This is a genomic window from Bacteroides graminisolvens DSM 19988 = JCM 15093, from assembly GCF_000428125.1.
In the GTDB taxonomy this organism is placed as follows: domain Bacteria; phylum Bacteroidota; class Bacteroidia; order Bacteroidales; family Bacteroidaceae; genus Bacteroides; species Bacteroides graminisolvens.
In genome coordinates this window covers 155,171-178,596 of record NZ_ATZI01000006.1, presented here as the reverse complement: position 1 = coordinate 178,596, position 23,426 = coordinate 155,171, and the positions used below count along the sequence as shown (strand labels likewise).

Annotated in this window: 21 protein-coding genes and 1 pseudogene; 12 read left to right on the top strand and 10 right to left on the bottom strand. The window is 41.6% G+C overall.

Features of this window, described 5'->3' with window-relative positions; genetic code table 11:
- Positions 1–192, top strand: a pseudogene (locus C511_RS17480) (IS5/IS1182 family transposase); the annotation flags it as partial.
- A gap of 22 nt (positions 193–214) precedes the next feature.
- Here the strand turns inward: C511_RS17480 and C511_RS18300 are convergent.
- The 3 genes from C511_RS18300 to C511_RS0107110 all read right to left on the bottom strand — a co-directional run bounded on the left by C511_RS18300 (position 215) and on the right by C511_RS0107110 (position 3,110).
- Positions 215–331 (bottom strand): hypothetical protein, encoded by a 117-nt coding sequence (locus C511_RS18300; protein ID WP_244877226.1) that lies wholly within the window; start codon positions 329–331, stop codon positions 215–217.
- Between the two features lie 281 nt (positions 332–612).
- Entirely contained in the window at positions 613–1,062 is a 450-nt protein-coding gene (locus C511_RS16320; RefSeq protein ID WP_051260474.1) for an ASCH domain-containing protein, read from the bottom strand.
- Positions 1,050–3,110, bottom strand: coding sequence for a GNAT family N-acetyltransferase (locus C511_RS0107110; protein ID WP_027317983.1), 2,061 nt, complete (start codon positions 3,108–3,110; stop codon positions 1,050–1,052). Before C511_RS0107110 ends, C511_RS16320 begins: the two co-directional genes overlap by 13 nt.
- A gap of 673 nt (positions 3,111–3,783) precedes the next feature.
- On the opposite strand from C511_RS0107110, the gene mnmA reads away from it, so the two are divergent.
- The 8 genes from mnmA (at position 3,784) to C511_RS0107070 (ending at position 11,587) form a co-directional block, all read left to right on the top strand.
- Positions 3,784–4,878: a tRNA 2-thiouridine(34) synthase MnmA gene (mnmA, locus tag C511_RS0107105; protein ID WP_027317982.1), complete on the top strand. Its 1,095-nt coding sequence runs from the start codon at positions 3,784–3,786 to the stop codon at positions 4,876–4,878.
- Between the two features lie 25 nt (positions 4,879–4,903).
- Entirely contained in the window at positions 4,904–6,268 is a 1,365-nt protein-coding gene (locus tag C511_RS0107100; RefSeq protein ID WP_027317981.1) for a S8 family peptidase, read from the top strand.
- A complete protein-coding gene (gene xseA, locus C511_RS0107095; RefSeq protein ID WP_027317980.1) occupies positions 6,269–7,510 on the top strand; it encodes an exodeoxyribonuclease VII large subunit in 1,242 nt (413 codons plus the stop codon).
- Positions 7,511–7,520: 10 nt separating this feature from the next.
- On the top strand, positions 7,521–7,727 hold the full coding sequence (xseB, locus tag C511_RS0107090; protein WP_024996671.1) for an exodeoxyribonuclease VII small subunit: 207 nt from the start codon (positions 7,521–7,523) through the stop codon (positions 7,725–7,727).
- A gap of 50 nt (positions 7,728–7,777) precedes the next feature.
- Positions 7,778–8,797 (top strand): branched-chain amino acid aminotransferase, encoded by a 1,020-nt coding sequence (locus tag C511_RS0107085; RefSeq protein WP_024996670.1) that lies wholly within the window; start codon positions 7,778–7,780, stop codon positions 8,795–8,797.
- A 10-nt stretch (positions 8,798–8,807) separates the two neighbouring features.
- Entirely contained in the window at positions 8,808–9,614 is an 807-nt protein-coding gene (locus C511_RS0107080; RefSeq protein ID WP_024996669.1) for an MBL fold metallo-hydrolase, read from the top strand.
- 11 nt (positions 9,615–9,625) lie between these two features.
- Positions 9,626–10,384 (top strand): tRNA (guanosine(46)-N7)-methyltransferase TrmB, encoded by a 759-nt coding sequence (gene trmB / locus C511_RS0107075; RefSeq protein ID WP_024996668.1) that lies wholly within the window; start codon positions 9,626–9,628, stop codon positions 10,382–10,384.
- 96 nt (positions 10,385–10,480) lie between these two features.
- On the top strand, positions 10,481–11,587 hold the full coding sequence (locus C511_RS0107070) for an Mrp/NBP35 family ATP-binding protein (protein ID WP_024996667.1): 1,107 nt from the start codon (positions 10,481–10,483) through the stop codon (positions 11,585–11,587).
- Between the two features lie 82 nt (positions 11,588–11,669).
- On the opposite strand, the gene C511_RS0107065 is transcribed toward C511_RS0107070, so the two are convergent.
- The 6 genes from C511_RS0107065 to C511_RS0107040 all read right to left on the bottom strand — a co-directional run bounded on the left by C511_RS0107065 (position 11,670) and on the right by C511_RS0107040 (position 19,692).
- Positions 11,670–13,502 carry an ABC transporter ATP-binding protein gene (locus C511_RS0107065; protein ID WP_024996666.1) on the bottom strand — a complete coding sequence of 611 codons (1,833 nt, stop codon included), beginning with the start codon at positions 13,500–13,502 and terminating at the stop codon, positions 11,670–11,672.
- Between the two features lie 100 nt (positions 13,503–13,602).
- Positions 13,603–14,850: an ABC transporter permease gene (locus C511_RS0107060; protein WP_027317979.1), complete on the bottom strand. Its 1,248-nt coding sequence runs from the start codon at positions 14,848–14,850 to the stop codon at positions 13,603–13,605.
- On the bottom strand, positions 14,850–16,016 hold the full coding sequence (locus C511_RS0107055; protein WP_027317978.1) for an ABC transporter permease: 1,167 nt from the start codon (positions 16,014–16,016) through the stop codon (positions 14,850–14,852). The genes C511_RS0107060 and C511_RS0107055 overlap by 1 nt, the downstream gene beginning before the upstream one ends.
- Positions 16,013–17,008: an HlyD family secretion protein gene (locus C511_RS0107050; RefSeq protein ID WP_024996665.1), complete on the bottom strand. Its 996-nt coding sequence runs from the start codon at positions 17,006–17,008 to the stop codon at positions 16,013–16,015. The genes C511_RS0107055 and C511_RS0107050 overlap by 4 nt, the downstream gene beginning before the upstream one ends.
- 42 nt (positions 17,009–17,050) lie before the next feature.
- Entirely contained in the window at positions 17,051–18,511 is a 1,461-nt protein-coding gene (locus tag C511_RS0107045; protein WP_027317977.1) for a TolC family protein, read from the bottom strand.
- A gap of 305 nt (positions 18,512–18,816) precedes the next feature.
- Positions 18,817–19,692 (bottom strand): hypothetical protein, encoded by an 876-nt coding sequence (locus C511_RS0107040; protein WP_024996664.1) that lies wholly within the window; start codon positions 19,690–19,692, stop codon positions 18,817–18,819.
- A 165-nt stretch (positions 19,693–19,857) separates the two neighbouring features.
- Between C511_RS0107040 and mdh the strand changes: the two genes are divergently transcribed.
- Positions 19,858–20,799 (top strand): malate dehydrogenase, encoded by a 942-nt coding sequence (mdh, locus tag C511_RS0107035; RefSeq protein WP_024996663.1) that lies wholly within the window; start codon positions 19,858–19,860, stop codon positions 20,797–20,799.
- Between the two features lie 106 nt (positions 20,800–20,905).
- Here mdh and C511_RS0107030 read toward each other — a convergent pair whose 3' ends face one another.
- Complete coding sequence (locus C511_RS0107030) at positions 20,906–21,778, bottom strand: NAD kinase (RefSeq protein WP_024996662.1); 873 nt, start codon at positions 21,776–21,778, stop codon at positions 20,906–20,908.
- A gap of 209 nt (positions 21,779–21,987) precedes the next feature.
- On the opposite strand from C511_RS0107030, the gene C511_RS0107025 reads away from it, so the two are divergent.
- Both C511_RS0107025 and C511_RS0107020 read left to right on the top strand, forming a co-directional pair.
- Positions 21,988–22,701: a pyridoxine 5'-phosphate synthase gene (locus tag C511_RS0107025; RefSeq protein ID WP_027317976.1), complete on the top strand. Its 714-nt coding sequence runs from the start codon at positions 21,988–21,990 to the stop codon at positions 22,699–22,701.
- Positions 22,701–23,420, top strand: a complete 720-nt coding sequence (locus tag C511_RS0107020; RefSeq protein ID WP_024996661.1) for a MotA/TolQ/ExbB proton channel family protein — start codon at positions 22,701–22,703, stop codon at positions 23,418–23,420. Before C511_RS0107025 ends, C511_RS0107020 begins: the two co-directional genes overlap by 1 nt.
- Positions 23,421–23,426 lie beyond the last annotated feature (6 nt).

The following is a 23,426-nucleotide window of genomic DNA, read 5'->3' as shown; positions in this document are numbered from 1 at the left end:
AAAGAAAAGGTTACAATGGACTTTGCCTTCTTTGTCATTGCCTTTAATATCAAAAAGATGTGCGCAAAAATTGCCAAGGAAGCCTCTAAACTATTTCTTGACCTAATTTACCGACTGTACACACACTTAAAAGCGATTTATGGGATGAATTGGGCGACTTTGAAGTCACCGCTTCCGAAAATTGCGGCATAGGTAAACTTAGATTAGAGACAAGCTAGCGATTAGAAAAAAAGAGGATGTGCCTGTTTTGACACACCCTCATTGAATCACCCGTTTTATATCTTTCATAAAAACGCTTCATATCCCAAAGGTTGCGAGGAGACAATCCCATATCAGGGAACTGTTCTTTCAGGTCCACCGATAAACGCTTAACTACGCCACTATACCATATCCACTCTCTAAATTCCTATCAAAGAGTAGCTTCCCGATATTCTAATATACAGAATTGACGGTTGTGTTTACTTGTCGGGCAACAATAGTGCGAGCAGTTTGAATCTCAGAAACTGCTTGCTACAATATTTGAGCGTATTCGCTATCGTTTATTATTATTTCTTTTGCCATATCATGAATCCTCTTGATTTCTGTTCGAATAGTTGTATTTTGTTGAGTATATTACTTCAGTGCTAAAAATTTGGTGATGGTTTCGCAAACTTGCTCATTTGTTACATATCTGTAAACTTGCGGAGGATGAAAGTTTGCGTCTACCTTTTTGAGGCTTATTAAGTTAATAGGGGTAACAGACTTTATTGTTTCTATTTCAATTCCGATAGCCCTTTTACGTCCTGCGTAATAGTTTGAGAATCTCAATTCATCAATTCCCAAATATTCAGAGTAATTACTCCACATTTCCATTGGGGTCGTTTCTATTATTTGTTTAATTTTACCAAATCCAACCACACATTTAATAGGCGATGATGCATATATTATGATATAATCACCAGCTTTTACGTGAGGTTTAATCTTTCGTAGCTCTATACACTTCTCCTTTGCGATAATTTTATTCGCAAATTCCGGTTTCACGGATATGAATAGATACTTTTTTATATTGCTTACTTTTTGCACTTTCCTAATTTATAAATCTGATTAAAGATTTCCTTACTCACTCTCAGTGGCGATGCAAAGCTATTTCCTTTTCGCCCATTATCTTTCAATATCTGTTGAATATCATTATAACTAACAGGATATTCAAATACTTCTGTTTTGCTAAACTTCAAAGCTCTAATATCTGTCTCAATATTCCCGTCACATAGTTCATATATGTTTTGCCATTCGTAAATGCCATAGTGTCTATTATTTCGATATAATATTTTCGGTTTATCTGTCAATACCTCATCCAAATAAGAAGTTGCTACAATAGACTTACTACGGCTCGTATTTTTATTATTACTTACATACCATAATATGCGAGCAGGGGCAATCTCGGTTATTGGCTTTGTGGCTCGATAATACACATTCTCTATATTCCATAGCTTATCTGGTTCAGCTCCAAATAATGTTTGCCCTGAAATATTCGCATCAAATAAATGTCCAGCCCAGAATGCTCTAATTGGAATTATATAGCACGGTATATTAATATCCCATATTTTTAGAGGAAATAACCTACATTCAATATCTAATAATTGAGCATCATCGGCAGATTGTAAATCAACACACGAAGTTTCAATATTTGCCTTTTCTATGACTAATGTCAAGTCTGATTTCGAGACAATACTATTACACAGTAATTTAATCCAAGTAGCCGAATCTATCTGTTTTTCAAAACCCATCCGAGAAAGAGTCGCTTTATAGCTATTCGCAAGGCAAGTCTCTAGAATAACAATTTGGGAGATATCTCGTTTAATTGCTTTTGAAATAAAATCTGCAATAAGTTGCATAAAGAGAGTGTGGCTATCTCTTCGATGCATTAATCTTAGAAAATGAATCGTTAACTCGTTTTGCTGGTATGTATAAGCGTAAAAAGCCAAGTATTCAGTATCACTCTTTATTACCTTTACTTTTGTATTATCCGGCTTTAAAACGGTGCCGTAAACAATATTTTCAAATGCTAATCTTTTCTCTTTAGAGTTATGATCGACAAATGAATCTATACATTTTTGAAGTTCGTCATTCTTAATATTTGATACAGAGTGCCTGATTACGCCACGTAATAAAGATGGAGAATACTCTTCCTTATTAAGTAGTTGATCAATCACAATAATAAACTCTTGAGGCGTGAATATTTGAATATCATATTGAGCCTCTATAGTTTCTCTCTTACCTATAATCCCATAGTCAAAGGTTATGAAATAACTTATATCAGAGACTATACAGGTTGCCAATTGTTTTCTGTCTGACTTGTCGTTATCTGAATTACCTTTAATTATTGTCTTTAATTCATTCGCTACCTGCTTTTGTTTTTCGACATCGCACCTCTCTTCAATAAAAGTACTTAAAAAACCTCTCGTTTTTTCGGCTCTTTTGAGATTCGCATCTCTATTGATTTCGTTGTATGTTTCAGGGGAAAAATACAACTCAGTCTCGTCTGTCAACCAGTCTGCCAAAAGTCCACGAGGGTCTTCCGAGGGGTTGTAATTGGTTGCTGCATCACGTAGCTTGACTATGATATTTGCATCGAGTAAAGCCTTAACTTTTAGGGAGTTTGATGCAGCTAAACTAAACAAGTCAGGTTTGCAGAAGTCATACCACCACTTATTCAGATAATGCTCATCCAAGCTGCGACTACGGACTTTCCCTTTTGAGACAAATCCATAGCTCTCCCATACTTTAGATGCTGTTACATAATCTTCTCGGCAACTCAAAGCAATGCCAGAATATTTACTTTGATACTTTTGTCGAAGGGCATCTAGCAACTTGCTGGTAACTTTCTGACCTCTGAACTCATCATTTACGCATAGGTGGGCGATACTGATTCTTGAATATCGAGGGACCTCACGAAACATCAAATAGCCACACAAATCCGCATCATTATGTGCAATAATGATGGCGTTTTTATTTGCATGGTCTTCAAACCCACCATCAGGCATAAACCCTAATGTGGCAGAATTCTTCTTCCCTAGTGTTATAACCTCAGGGAAGAAGTGGTTTGTGCTATTGATGAATTCTATATTCATGCGATTATATCATTTCGGAGTCATAATTTCAAAATTATAGACTTGACATTGTGGTCATATTGATAATAAATTATCGAGCCGTTTAATATTAGCTCAATGGCCTGCTCAATTATATTGAAGGGCACAAAAAACCACTTTCTTGGGGTTATTCTCAGCCCTGATGGGTTGAACACATCTACATTCAAACAAGCAGTTGCGAAAAAACGATGCTTTACTTGATATATAATGTAAAGGTATTGATTTTCTCCAATTCATGCAACAATAATCAAATAATTGGCTTCTCCTTGCAAAACTTTCCATACACCCGGGTGTACAGATGTTATACACCCGGATCTACAGACCGTATACACGGGGGTGTACAAACTGTGTAGATCCGGGTGTAGACGAAAATTGCTCACCTGCAAAATAAATCGCAGAAGCATGCTAACTAAAGATCCTATATAGAAAGAATAAATAGCAGAAATATGTAATGAATTACTATCGAAAAAGTTGGTGATACTTGGTGATACTTGGTGAGGCTTTTTTTAAGGCAAGTATCACACACAATAGTTTGGTTATCAACCAGTTATGACGTTGGTGATACTTGGTGATACTTTTTTTCATGCATTTTATGTAGCGAAGCTGGTAATCTCCTCAAAATCATGTAAATTTGCAGTATTCATTTATTTGTTGGATGAAAGAAGGGAAAAAGAAAGTTTTAGTTGGGATGAGCGGTGGGATAGACAGTTCGGCTACCTGCTTGATGCTACAGGAACAAGGATACGAGGTGGTAGGACTTACCATGCGTGTTTGGGAGAAAGATGATTTTATTGCCGATGCCAAGGAGCTGGCGCAAAAAATAGGGGTGGAGCATTATGTGGTCGATGAACGTGTGCCCTTCAAGGAAGTCGTCGTGAAAAACTTTATGGATGAATATAGGCACGGTCGTACGCCTAACCCTTGTGTGTTATGCAATCCGCTGTTTAAATTTCGCATATTGCTGGAGTGGGCCGATAAATTAGCATGTCAGTACATTGCAACCGGGCATTATTCTAAGTTGGAGGAGCGGAACGGGCAAATGTACATCGTGCGCGGCGAGGATGAAGGTAAAGATCAGTCGTACTTCTTGTGGAGACTGGGACAGGCGGTGTTGAGGCGTTGCCTTTTTCCGTTAGGGGGTTACAATAAATTGCAAGTTCGCGAATATCTCAATCGCAAAGGCTTTGTTGCAAAATCACGCGAGGGCGAAAGCATGGAGGTGTGTTTCATTGAGGGTGATTATCGCGATTTCCTCCGGAAGTATGACCCTCAGATTGATGAGGAGATTGGCGAAGGATGGTTTGTTAGTCACGATGGGGTGAAGTTGGGACGCCATAAAGGGTTTCCTTATTACACCGTCGGACAACGAAAAGGACTGGAAATTGCTTTGGGAAAACCCATGTATGTGCTCAAACTCAACCCGGAAAAGAATACAGTGATGTTGGGTGAGGCCGAACAACTGAAAACGGAGTATATGTTGCTTGAACAGGCGCAGATAACGGATGAGGCTGAATTGCTTTCGTGCAGCAATCTGGCAGTACGCATTCGTTACCGGAGTCAGGCTATTCCCTGCCGGGTATTGAACTTGGGCGACGGGCGGTGGCTGGTTCGCTTTTTGGCGGAAGCGTCGGCGGTAACACCCGGACAATCGGCTGTCTTTTACGACGGAAACCGGGTTTTAGGAGGAGCATACATCGCTTCGCAAAGAGGAATCAACTTAATTATTAATGATAAGAAAGATGGCTGGTAATGGTGGCCGGTCAACAAGAGTTTTTATGAGAATATTTGCTATGGCACTGCTTGCGTTTGTATCGATTACAGTCGCAGCACAGAAAGATACATTAAAATTTAGGGTGAGTTTAACCGATAAGGCAGCAACGACTTACTCGCTCAGCAAGCCGCAGGAGTTTTTATCGGCAAAGGCATTGGCACGTCGTGCCCGCCAGCAGTTATCGGTAGACTCGACCGACTTGCCCGTATGCGCCAGGTATGTTGAGGCTATTCGGAAACAAGGGGTGAGGATTGTAGTAACTGGTAAATGGGATAATTTCGTGACGGTTTCTTGCAACGACAGTTCGCGCATGGCTCGCATCAGTAGGCTGCCTTTTGTTCGGTCGGTGGAGAAGGTGTGGCAACAGCTTACCCGCACGAACAAAGACAAGGCGTTGAAAAGAGATTCTATAACGGATAAGGTGGTGCGTGTGGACAGCCTTTACTATGGGAAATCTTATCGTCAGATACAAATGAGTAAGGCCGATAAGTTGCATGAAGCCGGGTTCAGGGGCAAGGGAATGACCATTGCAGTCATTGATGCGGGCTTTCACAATGCCGATCGTATCAAGGCGATGCAGAATATACATATTGTAGGTGTGAAGGATTTTGTAAACTCTTCGTGCGATATTTATGCTGAGAGCAGTCACGGCATGAAGGTGCTTTCGTGCATGGGCATGAATCAGCCTTATGTAATGGTGGGTACGGCTCCCGAAGCTGATTACTGGTTGCTTCGCAGCGAAGATGAATATTCTGAAAATTTGGTGGAACAAGATTATTGGGCAGCGGCTATTGAATTTGCCGATAGTGTTGGCGTTGATTTGGTCAATACGTCGCTGGGGTATTATGCTTTCGATGATCAATCAAAAAATTACGAATACCGCAACCTCAACGGGCAATATGCCTTGATGTCTCGTCAGGCTTCCAAAGCGGCCGACAAGGGTATGGTGGTTGTGTGTAGTGCCGGAAATTCGGGAAGTGGTTCTTGGAAAAAGATAACTCCTCCGGGCGATGCTGAACATGTTATTACGGTGGGGGCTATTGCTAAAACAGGCATTCTGGCTCCGTTCTCTTCCATAGGCAATACGGCCGATAACCGCATTAAGCCCGATGTGGTGGCGGTAGGTATGGCTGCCGATGTAATGGGAACCGACGGTGTTGCGGGAAATGCAAACGGTACTTCGTTTGCCTCACCCATCATGTGCGGCATGGTGGCTTGCCTGTGGCAGGCTTGTCCGCAACTTACGGCTCATCAGTTGATCGATTTGGTGAGAACTTCGGGCGACAGGGCATCTTTCCCGGATAATATTTACGGTTACGGTGTGCCTGATCTTTGGAAGGCGTATCAATGGACCAATAAACAAAAATAAATGGAAAGTCTCTCTCTTTTTGAGCTGAACGCATTGGTAAAACGCAGTTTGTCGCAATGCCTGCCCGACGAATATTGGGTGCAGGCAGAGTTGAGTGATGTGCGTTCAAACAGCACGGGGCATTGTTACCTGGAGTTTATTCAGAAAGATCCGCGTAGCAATAATCTGGTGGCCAAAGCGCGAGGTACTATTTGGGCAACCATTTATCGCATACTGAGACCTTATTTTGAAGAGGCTACCGGTCAGGCATTTACATCGGGCATCAAGGTGCTGGTAAAGGTATCGGTAGAGTTTCATGAGTTATACGGATACAGCCTTACTGTGCATGATATTGATCCTACGTATACGTTGGGCGATATGGCTCGGCGCCGTCGTGAGATACTCAAACAACTAGAGGAGGAGGGTGTGCTAACACTCAACAAGGAGTTAGACATGCCTTTGCTGCCTCAACGCATTGCTGTAATCTCGTCGCCCACCGCTGCCGGTTACGGTGATTTTTGTCACCAATTACAGAGTAACTCTTTCGGCTTTTATTTTTATACGGAGCTGTTTCCGGCCCTGATGCAGGGCAATCAGGTTGAAGATTCTGTTTTACAGGCGCTCGATAAGATACATGCCCGGATAGATGAGTTCGATGTGGTGGTTATTATTCGGGGAGGTGGGGCTACATCCGATTTGTCGGGCTTTGATACGTATCTTCTGGCGGCTTCTTGTGCTCAGTTTCCGTTGCCTGTGATAACGGGCATCGGTCATGAAAGAGACGATACTGTACTCGATTCTGTGGCGCATACCCGTGTAAAAACGCCTACGGCAGCAGCGGAATATTTGGTGGCGCGGATGAGTGATGCTGCCGCGCAACTTCTTCATTGGGCCGAGCAGCTCAGGGATGTGGCTTTGAACCGGATGGAAGAGGAAAAGCAAAGATTGATGTACTTGCAACGGCGCATTCCTTCGGCAGTGGTTTCTCGTTTGTCGGCTGCCAAAATGCAATTACTTACCGCACGCAAGGATATGCATCGTGCCGTGCAGGTGTTGCTTACCGCGCAGAAACATCGGCTGGAGCTGGTGGCGCAACGGGTAGAAGATGCTTCGCCGGAGCGTTTGTTGCAACGGGGGTACAGCTTAACGCTCAAAGAGGGTAAGGTGGTTACTGATGCAACGAGCTTGCGTGAGGGCGACCGGCTGACTACGCGTCTGGCAAAAGGGGAGGTAGATTCTGTCATTAGTAAAGTTAACAGTTAAATAAAAGAATATGGCTGCAAAAAAGGAAACGTATACGGAGGCAATGGCCCGTTTGGAGGAGATAGTGAGACAAATTGATGCCAACGAATTGGAGCTGGATGTTTTGGCTGATAAAATAAAGGAAGCAAACAAAATTATAGCTTTTTGTTCCGACAAACTAACGAAAGCGGATGCGGAAATAGAAAAATTACTGCAAGAAAAGCGGCAATCTGAATAATAAAGGTTATTTTTGTTCGTTGAAAGGAAAATGACTAATTACTGAATAAAATGAAAGAAATAGACTGGTCGAATTTGTCTTTTGGTTACATGAAGACAGATTACAATGTGAGAATCAATTTTCGTGAAGGAGCCTGGGGCGAGCTGGAGGTAAGCAGCAGCGAGTACATTAACATGCACATGGCTGCTACTTGTTTACATTATGGTCAGGAGGCTTTCGAAGGGTTAAAGGCTTTTCGTGGTAAGGATGGTAAGATTCGTGTGTTTCGTTTGGAAGATAATGCAGCACGTATGCAGGATACTTGTCGCGGTATCTTGATGGCCGAACTTCCTACGGAGCGTTTTCGTGAGGCTGTTCTTAAAGTGATTAAGCTGAACGAACGTTTTGTGCCTCCTTATGAAAGTGGAGCATCGCTTTACATTCGTCCGCTGTTAATTGGGACGGGTGCGCAGGTTGGTGTTCATCCGGCCGATGAATATTTGTTTCTGGTATTGGTCACTCCGGTTGGTCCTTATTTTAAAGGTGGTTTCTCTACTAATCCTTATGTAATTTTCCGTCAGTTTGACCGTTCGGCACCGTTGGGTACCGGTATTTACAAAGTGGGTGGTAATTATGCAGCCAGCTTGCGTGCCAATAAAATGGCGCACGATTTGGGCTATACCAGTGAGTTTTATCTCGACGCGAAAGAGAAAAAATACATTGATGAATGTGGCGCTGCCAATTTCTTTGGTATCAAAGACAATACATACATTACTCCTTTGTCAACTTCTATTTTGCCTTCTATCACCAACAAGAGCTTAATGCAATTGGCCGAGGATATGGGCATGAAAGTAGAAAGACGCCCTGTTCCAGAAGAGGAACTAAGCACGTTTGAGGAGGCAGGTGCTTGCGGTACGGCAGCAGTTATCAGTCCGATACAACGCATTGATGACGTTGAAAATAATAAATCGTATGTCTTTTCTAAAGACGGAAAACCGGGTCCGGTATGCACCAAATTGTACAATAAGCTTAGAGCTATTCAGTACGGCGACGAACCGGATGCGCACGGTTGGGTAACTATTGTTGAATAATAAATTCAGAATGAATTATAAAATAACGACTCTTGCCGAGAACTGTGTTTATGGTAAGGGGCTACAGGGAGAGCATGGGCTTTCCCTGCTTGTTGAAACAGCGGAGCATAAGGTTCTTTTTGATACCGGTGCTTCGGATCTATTTATTCGTAATGCCCGTTTGATGGGAATTGATTTAGCTGAAGTCGACTTGGTGGTACTGTCTCACGGACATCGCGACCACACGGGCGGACTCCATCATTTCCTTAAGTTGAATAGCCGGGCGCGGATTGTGTGCAAAAAGGATATTTTTGCACCAAAATACAAGGAGGAAAGAGAAAACGGTATGATGCATGCCGATGTACATGATGACAAACGCTTTTGGTTTGTTGATACATGCACGGAAATCGTGCCGGGTGTTTTTGTGTTTCCGGAGATTAAAATAACCGATAAGGTGGATACTCATTTTGAACGTTTCTTTGTGGAAGTGGATGGTGAGAAGGTGGATGATTCTTTTAACGATGAACTGGCTTTGGTTCTGAAGGAGGAGAAGTCTGTTTCTTTATTAAGCGCTTGCTCGCACAGAGGAATTACTAACATGATGCGAACTGTTCAGGAGGTTTTTCCGGGCATGTCTTTTAAACTGGTGCTGGGAGGTTTCCACATTCACAATGCAGAGAATGAGAAGTTCAATGTTATTTCTTCTTTTCTGGGTGTGAATTTGCCTAAACGATTGGGCGTTTGTCATTGCACCGGGGTAGATAAATATGCTTTGTTTCGTCAACAATTCAATGACCGTGTATTCTATAATTACACCGGTTGGGTAGAAACTATTTAAAAGGAATCCCGATGGGAAAAAATAAACTACAGAAGTTTGCCGACATGGCAGCTTATCCGCATGTATTCGAATATCCTTATTCTGTAGCGGAAAATGTTCCTTTTGAGATGAAAGGAAAATGGCACGAGAAGTTTTTTAAGAACAGTAACCCCATTGTGCTGGAGCTGGGATGTGGCCGGGGGGAGTATACCGTTGGACTGGGACGCATGTTTCCCGATAAGAACTTCATTGCTGTTGATATTAAAGGAGCACGCATGTGGAGCGGTGCTACGGAATCCATCAGTGAGGGGCTTACAAATGTGGCTTTCCTGCGCACGAATATTGAAATCATTGAGCGTTTCTTTGCTGAAGGAGAGGTGAGCGAAATATGGCTTACGTTCTCGGATCCCCAGATGAAGAAGGCTACCAAGCGACTTACTTCTACGTATTTCATGAATCGTTACCGACAGTTTCTGAAGCCGGATGGTATCATTCACGTGAAGACCGACAGTAATTTCATGTTCACGTATACCCGATACATGATTGAAGAAAATAAATTGCCGGTTTTGTTTATTACCGAGGATCTGTATCACTCGAATTTGGTTGATGATATTTTGGGAATTAAGACTTACTATGAACAACAATGGTTGGATCGTGGTTTAAGTATTAAATATATTAAGTTTGCATTGCCGCAGGATGGTGTTTTAAAAGAGCCCGATGTGGAGATCGAACTGGATTCGTATCGCAGCTACAACCGCAGCAAGCGTAGTGGTCTGCAATCGAGCAAGTAGTACCTCTCTCCCGTTCTCCTCCCGGAGAGAGAGAGGTTATTATTCATTTAAATCATTCTTCTTTGTGGGAGGCGAAGAGGATAAATCAATAAAAGGATGACACTATATCCGAAACTAATATTGGATGCACTGACCAATGTGCGTTATCCCGGTACCGGTAAAAACCTTGTGGAGGCCGGTATGGTAGAGGATAACATTCGTATTGAGGGAATGAAGGTTTCTTTTTCGCTTGTTTTTGAGAAGCCGACTGATCCGTTTATGAAATCGGTTGTCAAAGCGGCCGAAACTGCTATATTAACTTATGTAAGCAGGGATGTTGAGATTCAGGGGAATATCAGTGTGAAGACTATGCAAACTCCTCGTCCCGAAGTCACTCAGCTATTGCCTCAGGTGAAGAACATCGTTGGTATATCGTCAGGAAAAGGCGGTGTAGGGAAGTCGACTGTTTCTGCTAATCTGGCCGTTGCTTTGGCTAAACTGGGTTATAAGGTGGGCTTGCTGGATGCCGATGTATTCGGACCGTCTATGCCTAAGATGTTTCAGGTAGAGGATGCCCGTCCTTATGCAGAGAAGGTTGATGGCCGTGAAATGATTGTTCCGGTTGAGAAATATGGTGTGAAGTTGTTGTCAATCGGCTTTTTTGTTGACCCCGATCAGGCTACTTTGTGGCGTGGTGGTATGGCCAGCAATGCGTTGAAACAACTCATAGGTGATGCGTTATGGGGAGAGCTGGATTATTTCTTGATTGATTTGCCTCCCGGAACAAGTGACATTCATCTTACCGTGGTGCAAACGTTGGCAATGACGGGTGCGGTTGTGGTAAGTACGCCGCAAGATGTGGCGTTGGCTGATGCACGCAAAGGTATCAATATGTTCACCAACGAAAAGGTCAATGTGCCTATTCTGGGGTTAGTTGAAAACATGGCGTGGTTTACGCCTGCCGAATTGCCCGAAAATAAATATTATATCTTCGGAAAAGAAGGTGCCAAGAGATTGGCTGAGGAAATGAATGTGCCGCTTTTGGGACAGATTCCTATTGTTCAGAGTATCAGGGAAGGTGGTGATAATGGTCGTCCGGTGGCTCTCGATGAGGATTCTATTACCGGTCGTGCATTTTTATCATTGGCAGCTAGTTTGGTACGCCAGGTCGATAAGCGCAATGTGGAAATGGCGCCTACTCAAATAGTGGAAATGCATAAGTAATTGAAAGATCACTTTATATAAGAAGCAGGCTGTTAAAAACGGGTGATTCCGTCCTAACAGCCTGCTTATTTTTTGTTTGTTATTAGAAGCTTTGCATGTCGCACAAGCGTTTGTAGTATCCGTTTAGTGCAAATAGTTCTTCATGTTTACCTCTTTCAACAATTTCTCCTTCGTGAAGAACGCAAATCTCATCGGCATTGCGTATGGTCGACAGTCTGTGGGCAATAGCAATGGTGGTGCGGTTCTTCATCAAGTTTTCGAGTGCTTCTTGTACCATACGTTCCGATTCGGTATCGAGTGCGGAAGTTGCTTCGTCCAGAATCAGTATGGGTGGATTCTTTAATATGGCACGAGCAATGCTGATTCGTTGACGCTGTCCTCCCGATAGTTTTCCGCCGCGGTCGCCAATATTGGTGTCATATCCTTGCTCGCTGGCCATGATAAAGTCATGTGCATTCGCTATCTTGGCAGCTTCAATAACCTGTTCTTTCGTTGCTCCCTTCACACCAAAAGCGATGTTGTTGAAGAAGGTGTCGTTAAAGAGTATGGCTTCTTGGTTGACATTACCCATGATGCTGCGCAGGTCAGTCAGTGTGCTGTCTTTCACATTGATTCCGTCAATTAAAACTTCTCCTTCGGTTGCTTCGTAAAAACGAGGTAACAAGTCGACCAATGTAGATTTTCCCGAGCCCGATTGACCGACCAACGCTACCGTTTTCCCTTTGGGGATGACCAGATTGATATGTTTCAACACGGGAGTTGCTTCGTATTGGAAAGAAACATCACGAAACTCTATCTGTTCTTTTAATTCGTGAATGGGAACCGGCTTTTCGCTAATCTTCATGGTGTTTTCGGCCAGCAATATTTTGTCAACACGTTCCATGGAAGCGAGTCCTTTGGGGATGGCATAACTTGCTTTTGAAAATTCTTTTAGCGGATTGATAAGGCTGTAAAGCATTACCAGATAGAAGATGAACGAAGGAGCGTCAATGGTTGAGTTGTGGTTTAAGATGAGGGTGCCGCCAAACCATAATACGATGACAATCAGTATAGTTCCCAGGAATTCGCTCAGTGGGTGCGCCAGTTGCTGACGTGTGTTAACGCGGCTGATGGTATCTCGGTAATCATCATTGGCCTGAGTAAAACGCTTATCCATTTTGACTTCTGCATTGAACGCCTTTACAATGCGCAAACCTCCTAATGTTTCTTCTACCTGAGACATCAGATCACTCCATTGCCCTTGGGCTACCAATGACTTTCTCTTCAACTTTTTTCCTACGCTTCCCATGGCCCATCCCATAATAGGTAATACGACCAGCGTAAATAAAGTCAGTTTCCAGCTAATAGCGATTAAGGTTCCGAAATAAACCAAAATCAATATGGGATTTTTGAAAAGCATATCGAGCGAACTCATGATGGACGTTTCTATCTCCTGTACATCGCCACTCATACGGGCAATGATATCGCCTTTTCTTTCCTCGGAAAAGAAGCCGAGTGGTAAGGACAGAATCTTGCGGTACAACTTATTGCGTATGTCGCGCACTATACCGGTCCGGATAGGTATCATTGTGGCCGACGAAAGAAAGTAGCAACCTGTTTTTAGGAATGTCATTATTGCCAGGAAGATTCCCAAGATGAGCAACGTGGTACTTTGTCCGTATTGATTGATTAGGTCGGTTATGTAATAGTAAAAGTTATTAATCGCAATATCTTTCAAACCAACGGCCGGGTCGGTCCAGGCAATATAGCTATAGTGAGCTTCCGTCATTTTGAAAAGTATCTGAAGGATAGGGATAATTAGCGTGAAGGAGAAAACATTCAATATGGCCGACAGGATATTGAATAAGATACTAAGGAATAAGAATTTCTTGTAAGGGGGGACAAAACGTCTGAGTACTTGAATAAATTCTTTCATTGGATTTTCTAAATTATTTTAAGCTACAAATGTACATGATAATCTGTTAATAACCACATGGCCATTAAAAAAAACTGCTTTTAAGATCAATTCTTGTGGCTTATAGAACAGTTGTTCGCTTGGCTTTCAACTCTTTGTACTTTTCAATGACATGTTTCCTGCTTGTAATGATTTGCCAACGGTACACCCAGCAAGTTGTCAGGAAATAAACACCGGCTTGTATCCAAAGTGCCTTATATTCGAAAGCGACATCGCTCAATGTGGCTCCCATATTGTTAATCCGTATAAAACCGTTTATGCCAAAGGTAGAAGGAAATAAGTAGGAAAAATACTTCCAAAAGGCAGGAACTGCAGCTCCCGGCCATGATACTCCCGATATGAAGAGCAACGGAACAGAAGTAAATACAAAAATCAACATACAAGTTTCCCGATTGCGGATGGCTATAGATGCGGTCATGGCAAAGAAGATGCAAGCTGCCAGATAAGGCAGTATAAATGGAATCAAGTCGTCAGCATGTCCTATTTGGTTGAGGCTGAATAAGCGGGGGACTACAAACAATACGTAGGTGGACATAAAAGTGTAAACCATGAAGTAGCTGAGTCCTTTCCCTAGTACGATACGTAATGTGCCGTTGTAGTGTTTGTTGATAGGAACCAGATCTCTGAAACGGTTGTGTTCGCGCGCTGTACCCGCTGCCAAACCGATACCTAGCAACAAGGTTTGCTGTATTAAAAGCACTAGTACGGCAGGGATAAGAAATGCTGCAAAGCCGTTGGTGGGGTTAAACATGGCAACATCTCTATATTCAATGGGATAGGCCGTAATCTCATCTTGGCGTTGCGTGGTGTTTCCGGCCCGAGCTACTTTGATGTTTTTATTCATATCTAGTGATACCGCCGTGTTAGCCATCAGCAAACCTTTGTAATAGAGTAGTCCGCTCATGTCACAGTAAAGGCTTACTTTGCTTTGTATGCCTTTGGTTATGTTGTCGCTAAATTCCGATGGGATATAGATGATGCCGTAAGCTTCTCTCTCTCTTAATTTTTGTTTGGCTTCTTCGAGATTACTGCAATAGGCTACTATTTTGACGTCGGCTGTTGCATCTACTTTTCGCAAATACTCTCTGCTTAGCGAGGTGTGCGAATGGTCGACTGCTAATGCAGGTATCTCACGTACCACTTCATTCGTGTAAATGAAGCCGTATAGGAGCGGATAAAGTATGGGTACTAATATAAAGAATATCAATACCCCCTGATCACGAAAAGTGGTTTTAAACTCTTGTTTCCAAATATAAAACAAGTCGTCTGTTCCTTCGGATAAGATGTTTTTAAGTTTTATATTTTTCATCAGGGCATGTATTTATAGTAAATTAAAGCTTTCTTCAACCGATGAATAACTAGGAAAGGCAACATCATGAAGATAAGCAAAGCCATGTAATTGATCCAGGAGTAAGCCATACTATAACCGTTCAGCGCCTGATCAACGTAAATTAGGAAATAGTGCCTCAATGGGAAGAGGTTGCTTAACGCTTGTAAAACCGGGTGCATAGCCATCACGGGAAATGTAAATCCGGAAATGGAGAACGAGATGACTCCCCATAGTGAGGCAAAACTTAATCCCAATCGTAGGGATGGGAAGGTACCTATCATAACTACCCCTAATGATTGCGAAGCCAGCACCAAGAAAAGCGTTGCAAAAATCATGGAGAATATGCCACTGTTACATGGAAAATGAAGATATCCATACAGGTATACATTATAGAATATTCCCATTATGGTAAAGATAACAGTGTGCGGTAGTAATTTGCCTACTAATGAAATATAAATGGAATTATTTCCCGTACGAAGCCATTCACGAGCTGTACGGTCTTTGATTTCCACGCCTATGGAATAAACTGTAATCATGAATATCATCAGCATCAATACTCCGGGTAACAGTGTGTTGCATAGATAAACGGAGTAGTTTAGCCACGGATTATTGAGCGGATGGGTGTCAATAACGATAGGTTGCAAAAAGGCCATGGCTTGTGATTCTGTAGCTCCTTTGGCATAAAGAACAGAGCGTGCTGCAGAACCTGATGCTAATTCTCCCATCATTTTCATGTCTTTAAATAAAAGTGATCCGGCAATGAGGTATGAATTGTTGGTGTAGAAAGACAAGGTAGGTTGGCGCTGACTCTGGGCTTCAGCCGATAAGTGAGCAGGTATGTAGAAGAAACCGTAAATCTTGCCTTGTTGCATGGCATGGCGCGCTTCGTTTACACTATTGTACTGCTCTACAATTCCTGTCTGACTAAAGGCGTCCAAATTTCTAAGAAGTTTCCTTGATGTGTTACTATTGTCTAAGTCGACTGCCCCTACAGGCAAATCGGTTGGTAGTCCGGATGCCATTAGTGTGGTAAAGAATACATAGCAAAAAAGCGGCGCTATTACCATGCAAAACAGGTAAAGCGGTCTTGACACCAAACGGTGGCACTCTCTTTTGGCTACGTGATATAAGGCGGTGTATTTCATCTCTTTTTAAGAATAACAGTCATTCCCGGACGAAGATTTTCTATTGCTTCAAGCGGAGTTGCTTTTACTTCAAATGTTTTCAAATCGAACTGTCCGGTTGTTTTAGTTGCTTTCCAAACTGCATAAGTACCTACGTCTTTGAGAAAATATACTTTGAGTTTGACGGTTTTGTTATTTATTGCAGGAATGCTTGCTTCAAATTCACTGCCCATGGTAAGTCCTTGCAATAAATCCTCCCTTACGTTGAAAGTGACCCAAAGTTTATCGAGCATGGCTATGTTCATAATCGGAGCACCTGTACCAACCAGTTCACCTACTTTAGGAAATATCTCTGAAACTTCTCCCTTACTTTGAGCAATCAGATAAGTTTCTTTTACGTATGATTCCACTTCAGCAACAGCACCTTTAGCGCGGTTTACCAGAGCGGCAGCAGCCATTTTATCTTCTCTTTCAGCACCGTTCTTAGCCATTGTATATTGAGCTTTTGCTGCTTTTTCAGTTGCAATGGCCGCATCCCTTTGCGCACTTATTTCATCTAACTTCTGTGCAGGCATAACTCCTTGTTCAAAAAGGTTTTTGACGCGCTTGTATGACTTTTCCGCAATCTCCACCCCAGCACGCGCTTTTTGCCACATCTCGTATGCTGTTTGAATTTGCTCTTGGCGTGCTCCTTTTATGGCTTTTTCATTTTGAGCCTGAGCCGCCTCTTCAGCAGCTTGTGCCTGAGCCATCTTAGCCTGAACTTCCGGAGCTTCAAGAATGGCCAATGTATCGCCCGCATTTACAGATTGTCCTTCCTTTACTCTGAATTCCAGAATGCGTCCGGGAACTTTACTCGAAACCCTATATTCATCGACCTCAGCCTGCCCTTGAATTATTTCCGGACCTTTTCTTAACATGAAAAAACCGGCGATTGCTACAACAACGATGATTCCCGTCATCGTTAAAAATGCAAGCAGCATGTTACTGTTTTGTGATTTTATAGAAGCCATATTTTTATTTTTTTGTTTTAGTGAATGGTTTATGTATCCTTATTATTTTAATGTACCTAGAGATTTTTGCAGATAGATTTCCGTTAGTTTAATATCAATCTGTGCATCGATTTTCTCCGATTGTGCAGATAGCCAGGCTGTATGTGCTTCGAGTACATTTGCCGGTGCAATGACACCTTCTTCAAAACCAAGGGTTGCATATCGTAAATTCTCATTGGCCTTTTCCAGATTCTTGCTGGCCATTATCAGTTTCTTTTTTGCTTCAGTAACTTTGAAAGCGGCTTGATTTACTTGTAGTTCTACTTTCTCACGAGCATCTTGTAACTGGTATTTGGCTATTTGTGCCTCTGCTTTAGCCGCTTTAGTTTTGTATACGCCTTCTCCCCAGTTCCAGATAGGAACCTGTACCATAACGCCGACGTTCCACATCCCTTTGAACTTATTTTCGAAGCCATTGTATACAGATGGGTTGGAGACCAGGTAGTTACCCAATAAAGCCACAGTGGGGAGATGTTCAGCGCGAGTTACGTTAACTTTCTGTTTATATATTAAAGAGGCTAGCTCCAGACTTTTTAGTTCGGGTCGGCTGGCATATGCTGTTTCCATATTGATTTCGCTATTTTCCTTTAAGAGTATAGGAAGATCGTTCATGTTCTCATCGGCAAGTACGACATTGGTACTCAAATCAAGTCCGCATAGTTGACAAAGCAACATCTTCGACAGACTTAATCCATCTTCTACTTTGGTGAGAGTCATTTCAGCTTCATTCACCTTGACTTTCACTGAAAGTCCGTCGGCTTTGGTTGCAACTCCTTCGGCAATCATGTGATCAACATCACTTTCAAGTTTTTGCAGCAATTTCAAGTATCCTTCAGCCAGTTTCTTCTTATTCACCAAAGAAATAACCTGCCAATATGCTTGGTCCGTACTGAGTATTACTTCCTGCATCCCTGTGTGGTGTTGCTGGCGGGCCAGTTCTTCGGCATATTGTGTTATTTTGTTGTATGCTCTGATTTTACCGCCCATGTATAGTGGTTGGGTAAGCGTTATGGCTCCGGCATACATGTTTCGGGTGTCTGTTCTGAAAGCATCTACAATTGAATTACCTGCCGCATTTAGCGGAGTTGCTATGTCGAAGTTACCCAATGAAGTAATTAAAGGGACGAGCTCTGGGTGGGCAACAGCTAGTTGTTGAGCAAAACCTTTCACTTGTGTACCCACTGTTGTTCCCAGTTGGCTAAGCCCTGCCTTTTGTTCGTCGTTAAGGATAGAAATCTCTTTTTGATTACGAATGTAAGTACCTGTTGCCGATAATTTAGGTAAATAGTTGGTGAATGCTGCTTTATTTTGATAATGAGCAGCCTTAATTTTCTCTTGACCGATGAGTAACTCCTTATTATTTTCCATAGCTAGCGCCCTACAACTGTCGAGCGTTAAGGCTATTTGTGCCTGAAGTGAAAAAGTAATGCCGGCAAAAAGCGTGATGCTTACTAATCTTTTCATTGTATTCACTGCATTAATATAATTAAGGTCGTATATAGTTTAGCCAACAACCTTGGTTTGTACATTGTTCATCTTAACAAGCTGATATGCAATTAAAATGCCTTTATTTATAATTGCATAAACAACGAGACAAAAATAGTGATTTTGGGTGATAAGGCAAAATGTTTTAATATTTTTTTAAAGCTTTGGTCTTTTCAAGAAAGGGTAGCCTGTTTTACTATAAAAAAATCAGTGGTTTATAACCGTAATCCCGTTATAAACCACTGATTTTCTTAAAACAGCGAAACTATTTTTTATATCATTTCTTATTCAAGTGCGAATCTTTGTGACCCAATCAATGTACCATCGGCAAAGATGTCAACTCTGTAGTTACCTGCATACAGGAATTCTTCTACATTCCAATAAACCACGATTTGCTGTTCTTCTCCGTTGTATTCTATGTATTTTTTGATCGAATAATTCAGCGTACGGTTCTCGTACGTAAATGTGTTTGAGGAACTTTTTGTAAGGACATCATTATCAGGTTTGGTGATACGTATATATAAGGTACGTTCGCCAGCTTCAGCAGTGATATTCTTCACTATCGTAAATCCGATATTGAATTTAACTACATCTTTTACTTTCTTTGCTTGTTTGTCACGTTTGTTTTTCGGCTCAACCCAAATGTTGGTTGCATCAAGCTGTGCAGCGAGTGTTACTTTTTTGTTTAGCTGACTTTTCTCCTCAGATAAATTAGATATCTGACGAGATGCATCGTTGTATTTCTGAGTAACCTCGGCAATAACCTGCTTCTGTTGGGCTGTTAAGCGGTTGAGCGAATCAATTTGATTGATGTAGCTGATCATTACTTTACGGAGAGAGGCCAATTCATTTTTTAACCTGCGTATCTCTGTGGCGTTACTGCTTTTTACGGTACGTAGTTCTTCCAGCAAACGCTGCACCTTCACTTGTTCCTGATTAAGCAGTCCGGCTAGTGAATCGTTGGAGACAGTTAGTTTTAATTCATCGTATTGCGTGGCAAAACGTGTATATTCATTTTCAAGATCTTCCTTCTCAAGACTAAACTCTTGAACAAGCTCTTTATTGGTTTGTTTCTCTGTGTATAATAGGTATGCTACAGATAATATAGCTACTACCAATACGCCAAAAGCGACAATGATCCCGATAGATTTTTTATTCATAATTAAAAGTAAAGTTATTAACTGCTGCAAAAATAATGTTTTCAGATGGATTGAGCAGAACTCTTTAACTAAAATTATTATGGAAATATTTCTTTAATTGTTATTTAGGTTGTATTTTTGTGCTCGTTATAACGATATTCATTATCAATTTAAAAATATAGTAATATGTCAAAAGTAACCGTAGTAGGCGCAGGTAACGTAGGTGCTACATGTGCAAATGTACTTGCTTTTAATGAAGTAGCCGATGAGGTAGTAATGCTGGACGTTAAAGAAGGCGTTTCAGAAGGTAAGGCAATGGATATGATGCAAACAGCTCAGTTGTTAGGCTTTGATACCACACTGACTGGCTGCACAAACGATTATGCTCAGACTGCTGATTCTGACGTAGTAGTTATTACTTCTGGAATTCCTCGTAAACCGGGTATGACTCGTGAAGAATTAATCGGTGTGAACGCCGGCATCGTTAAATCTGTAGCTGAGAATCTTTTGAAGTATTCTCCCAATGCAATTATTGTAGTTATCTCTAACCCTATGGATACAATGACTTATTTGGCATTGAAATCTTTGGGATTGCCTAAAAACCGTATCATTGGTATGGGTGGCGCACTTGATAGCTCACGCTTCAAATACTTCTTGTCTCAGGCTTTGGGTTGCAATGCCAATGAAGTTGAGGGCATGGTAATTGGCGGACATGGCGATACAACTATGATTCCTTTAACTCGTTTTGCTACATACAAGGGACTTCCTATAAGCAACTTCCTTTCTGCTGAGAAAATAGAAGAAGTGGCTAAGTCTACCATGGTAGGTGGTGCTACTCTGACTGGCTTGCTAGGTACTTCTGCTTGGTATGCGCCCGGAGCTGCCGGAGCATTTGTTGTTGAAGCTATTCTTCATAACCAAATGAAGTTGGTACCTTGTTCTGTTTCTTTGGAAGGTGAATATGGTGAAACTGATATTTGCTGTGGTGTACCTGTAATTTTAGGTAAGAACGGTATTGAGAAGATCGTGGAACTTCCTTTGGACGAGGCTGAAAAAGCTGCTTTCAAAGCTAGTGCAGATGCAGTTCGTAAAGTGAACGGTGCATTAAAAGAAGTTGGTGCTCTTTAATTGAGTAAACTTAATTTTTAAATATATATCCTTTAGAGTAAAGAAGATCGGTTCGTTTGAACCGGTCTTTTTTTTATTCTATCTCCAGAGTCGAAGTCCTTGTTTACTATTTACGACTATCTATTCCCCACATCATTTTACTTCTTAATGTATCGAAAAATACGTGATTAAGACGTTTTACTACTTTTATTGTATAATCTGCACGATTAATCGTAATACGATCATTTTCTGTGAATGACTCACTGCTGCCATCTATGGAAACAAGGAAGTTGTGACTTCGGCTTTCAACATCAAGTGTAATTTTCCAGTCGTCGCGGATAACAATGGGACGGATATTCAGGCTGTGAGGAGCTACCGGGGTTATGGCTATTGTATTGGAATGAGGCACAATGATAGGTCCTCCTACACTTAATGAATAAGCAGTAGAACCTGTTGGAGTAGCAATGATTAATCCGTCGGCCTGGTAAGTAGCCAGATATGCATCGTTTATAGAGGTATGAATGGTAATCATGGAAGAACTGTCACGTTTCAATATGGCAATATCATTGAGTGCATAGAGGAGTATTTCCATCTTCTTTTTGTTACTGCTAAGTTGCAATACACTTCTTTCTTCCACGTTGTACTGACCTTTATGTATTTCATTGAAAGTCTCTTCCATTTCTTCCGGGGATACATCTGCCAGAAAGCCCAGTCGCCCGGTATTGATGCCTAAAATGGGAATGTTTTTCCTTCCTACTCTGCCGGCTGCTTTTAAGAAAGTACCGTCGCCACCGATACTGATGACCATGTCGGCTTCGAAATGATCTCCATCAAAAAGGGTGGCATCTTTTATTTCCAATTTTAAATCATTGGTTAGGAAATGGTAAAAGTCTCGACATATATATAGCTCTGCCCGGTGCTTTTCTAGTAACCTGAACAACTCTTTGGCATGCGATGATTTTTTTGCCTGATATGTATTTCCGAAGATAGCAAATTTCATAATTAATACGAATTAGTCTGTTCCTGCAACTCTTTTTAGGAATCTTTTATGTGCAAAAGTCGGCTGTTTACTTAATAAATATTACATTTGCACAATAGATACCTTTGCAAAAATGGGATTTTTTTCTCAGATCACTATTATTTTATTCTTATTATTTTATTTATTGAGTTAACGACTGCGGTATCTTATTCCGCAATAATTATAGAAATATGACTAAATTGAGTGTGAACATAAATAAGGTCGCTACACTGCGCAATGCGCGGGGTGGCAATGTTCCGGATGTTGTTAAAGTGGCTTTGGATTGTGAGAAGTTTGGTGCTGAAGGTATTACTGTTCATCCCCGGCCGGATGAACGGCACATCACAAGAGCAGATGTATATGCCCTGAGGCCTTTATTGAAAACAGAGTTTAATATGGAAGGCTATCCTTCGCCTGATTTTATAGATTTGGTTTTGCGGGTAAAGCCACATCAAGTGACTTTGGTACCTGATAGTCCTGATCAGATAACCTCCAATTCAGGTTGGGATACTAAAACGAATTTTGATTTCCTCTCGGAAGTGCTTGATGAATTTAACAATGCAGGTATTCGCACTTCTGTTTTTGTTTCAGCAGATATTGAGATGGTTGAATATGCAGCTAAAGCAGGGGCCGACAGAGTTGAATTATACACTGAACCGTATGCTACGGAATACATACACAACCCCGAAAAGGCCGTATTGCCATTTGTCGAAGCAGCCAAGGTAGCTCGTGGTATGGGCATGGGACTCAATGCCGGTCATGACTTGAGCTTAGTAAATCTTAACTTCCTTTATAAGAACATTCCTTGGATGGATGAAGTTTCTATAGGACATGCACTTATTAGTGATGCATTATATCTGGGACTAGAAAAAACGATTCATGAATATAAAAATTGTCTTCGCTGATGGATACAATGAATTTACTGGCACAAGCGGCCACCAATCTTACAGACTCACTTGCCACGTCAAATCCTGTATTAACACCTGTTGCAGCGCCGGCCGAGATGAACATGCTGGATATGGCTATCAAGGGAGGTTGGATTATGATTATATTGGGAATATTTTCTGTTGTTTGTTTTTATATCCTGTTTGAAAGGATGTATGCTATTCGTAAAGCAGGCAAAGAGGACCCGATGTTTATGGATAAAATCAAAGACTACATTCTAAGTGGCGAGATAAAATCGGCACTGAGTTATTGTCGTTCTATGAATACGCCTTCGGCCCGAATGATTGAAAAAGGAATCAGTCGTTTGGGACGCCCGGTTAACGATGTACAAGTTGCGATCGAAAACGTGGGTAATCTGGAAGTGGCCAAATTGGAGAAAGGACTTACTATTATGGCAACCATATCAGGAGGTGCTCCCATGCTTGGATTCTTAGGAACGGTTACCGGTATGGTACGAGCTTTTTATGAAATGGCCAATGCCGGCAATAATATTGATATCACCTTGTTGTCGGGTGGTATTTACGAAGCAATGATTACCACAGTAGGTGGTTTAATTGTGGGTATCATAGCCATGTTTGCTTACAATTATTTAGTTACGTTGGTAGATGGAGTAGTGAATAAGATGGAATCCCGTACAATGGAATTCATGGATTTGCTAAACGAACCCGCAAAGAAATAATCTAAT